Origin of the sequence: Pseudonocardia hispaniensis (assembly GCF_042658695.1) — a bacterium.
Classification (GTDB): Bacteria; Actinomycetota; Actinomycetes; order Mycobacteriales; family Pseudonocardiaceae; genus Pseudonocardia; species Pseudonocardia hispaniensis.
This window is the reverse complement of sequence record NZ_JBHSQW010000024.1, coordinates 1-2,643: the sequence shown is the minus strand read 5'-3', so window position 1 is coordinate 2,643 and position 2,643 is coordinate 1. Positions and strand designations below refer to the sequence as shown.

Here is a 2,643-nt window from a genome sequence, read left to right as displayed (position 1 = left end):
TCGCGGACATCGACGACCGGGGCGAGGCGGTCGCGCGGCTCATCGCGCTGGCCAACGAGGCGGGTGGGCCGGACAACATCACCTGTGTGGTCGTCGACGTCGTCGAGGGGCCGATCGGCGAGCAGCCGCGAATGGTGGTCGGCGCCGCGGCCGAGGCGTCCGAGCCGGCCTGAGGCAGCGGCGGCGGCCAGGTTGAGGCGCGCGGCCGGTGGCCGCGGACGGCCACCGTTGCACCGGGCATAGCCTGGTTGGTATGGCGCAGACGACCGCCGAACCAGCGGCGAGACCGGCCGGTTCGTCACGAACGAGCGGGGTCGCAGGCCTGGTCGGACTGGGAGCGGGGATCGCGGTGCTGGTCGCCGCGGGCCTGACCGCACTGACCGGCGCACGGCCGCCCGAAACACTGGGGCTTCCCGACCCGGGGGAACTGACGACCGTCGGGTTGCCGGCCGTGCGCGCACTCGCCGAGGTCAGCATGGTGGCGACGATCGGAGCGCTGCTGCTCGCGGCGTTCCTCGCACCACCGCAACGCTCCGGCTATCTCGACGTCGCCGGGTATCGAGCGGTGCGCGTGGGCTCGTACGCCGCCGGAGTCTGGGCCGCAGGCGCGATCCTGCTCATCCCGCTGAACGTCGCCGACGCGCTCGGCCGCCCCGTGGCGGACGTGCTCGACGTGGGGATCCTCGTGACCCTCGTGCCGAAGCTGGCGGCGGCCGTCGCCTGGACGTTGTCGGCGCTGATCGCAGTGCTCGTCATGGTCGGATGCCGGCTGGTCCTCAGCTGGGGGTGGTCGGTGGTTGTCTTCGGGCTCGCGATCGCGGGCCCCCTCCCGGTGGCGCTGACCGGCCACTCCGCCGCAGGTGGCGCCCACGACGTCGCGACCAACAGCCTGGTGCTCCACATGCTCGCGGCGGCACTGTGGGTCGGTGGACTCATCGCGGTCGTCGCGGTGGCCACGGGCCGAGCCGGGCCCGACCGGCAGAGCGTGCTTGCCACCGCCGTCCCGCGGTTCTCCCGGCTGGCGCTCGTCTGCTGGGTCGCGCTCGCCGCCACCGGAGTCCTGAACGCGCTCGTGCGGATCCCGATCGGTGACCTGCTGGGCACCACGTACGGCTGGCTGATCATCGGCAAGATCATCGCGCTGGTCCTGCTCGGCGCGCTCGGCGCCGCGCACCGCCGCCGTTCCGTCGAGGCCGCGGCCCACGGCCGGACCGCAGCGCTCGTCCGCCTCGGCGCGGTCGAGGTGCTGATCATGCTCGGCACCCTCGGTCTCGCCATCGCCCTGGGCAGGAGCGCCCCGCCGCCCCGGGCGTCCGGACCGCCGTCGGTGACCGAGGTACTCATCGGGTACGACCTGAACGGTCCGCCGACACTCGCCCGGCTGCTGTTCGACTGGCGCTTCGACCTGATCTACGGATCGCTGGCGATCGCGGGTGCGGTGATCTATCTCGCGGGGGTCCGACGGCTGCGCCGACGTGGGGACGCCTGGCCGGCCGGGCGCATCATCGCGTGGCTCTGCGGCTGCGCGGCCCTGCTCATCGCCACGAGCTCGGGGATCGGGCGGTACTCGCCGGCCATGTTCAGCGTGCACATGAGTGGGCACATGATGCTGTCGATGCTGGTGCCGATCTTGTTGGTGCTCGGCGCGCCGATAACGTTGGCGCTGCGGGCGCTGCCGGTCGCCGGGAAGGCCGCCCCGCCCGGGCCCCGGGAATGGTTGCTCGCCGCCGTGCATTCCCCGGTGGCGAGGTGGCTCACACATCCGCTGGTCGCCCTGCCGCTGTTCGTCAGCAACTACTACATCCTCTACTTCACGAACCTGTTCGCCTTCGCGCTCAGGGAGCACTGGGCGCACGTCGCGATGAACGCGCACTTCCTGCTCGTGGGCACGCTGTTCTTCTGGCCGCTGATCGGGATCGACCCGTCTCCACGCCGGCTGCCGCCCATCCTCCGACTCGGTGTGCTCTTCGCCTCGGTGCCGTTCCATGCCTTCTTCGGCATCGCGTTGATGAGCACGAAGACCGTGATCGGTGAGACCTTCTACCGAGGTCTGGCCCTGCCATGGGTGCCCGACCTGCTGCACGACCAGCAGGTGGGCGGGGGAGTGGCCTGGGGGTCGGGCGAGCTGCCGATCCTGCTCGTGGTCATCGTCCTGCTCGTGCAGTGGTCCCGGCTCGACGAGCGGTCGGCGCGGCGCGATGATCGTCGAGCAGATGCCGACGGGGACGCGGAGTTGAAGGCGTACAACGAGATGTTGCGCCGCCTGGCGACCGGAAGCGGCACGTCCACCGCGCGGGACGCCGATTCACCGGAGGTGACCACCGCCTCAGCCCGCGACGAACGCCCGGTGAACGAGCATGTCGACGCCGAGCCCTCGGCCGGGCAGGTCGGCGTTTACGCACGTCAGAAGGCGGAGCCACGGGACGGTGCGGCGGCCGACGGCGCCGGGGTCGCCCGACCGCTCGGCGTACGCAGCGATCACGACGAAACCTCCCGTTAACCCTCGTGGCGGGTATTTACGCAGGTCAGAGTAGGTTCAGGGGGGTCGATTTGACCTGTGATCGGGGGTGGGGGTAGTTTTCTTGGTGTCAGCGTGATGGCCGGATGGATCGGGTCTGTGTGGCTCGGTGTGTTGGTTTGCTG

Annotated in this window: 1 protein-coding gene; it reads left to right on the top strand. The window is 71.0% G+C overall.

Annotation, left to right across the window (positions count from 1 at the left end; genetic code table 11):
- Positions 1–253 precede the first annotated feature (253 nt).
- Entirely contained in the window at positions 254–2,500 is a 2,247-nt protein-coding gene (locus ACFQE5_RS10720) for a cytochrome c oxidase assembly protein (protein WP_379584711.1), read from the top strand.
- Positions 2,501–2,643: the final 143 nt, after the last annotated feature.

Coding starts and splice junctions, on each gene's coding strand:
- ACFQE5_RS10720 (WP_379584711.1), top strand. CDS start 254: ATGGCGCAGACGACCGCCGAACCAGCGGCGAGACCGGCCGGTTCGTCA.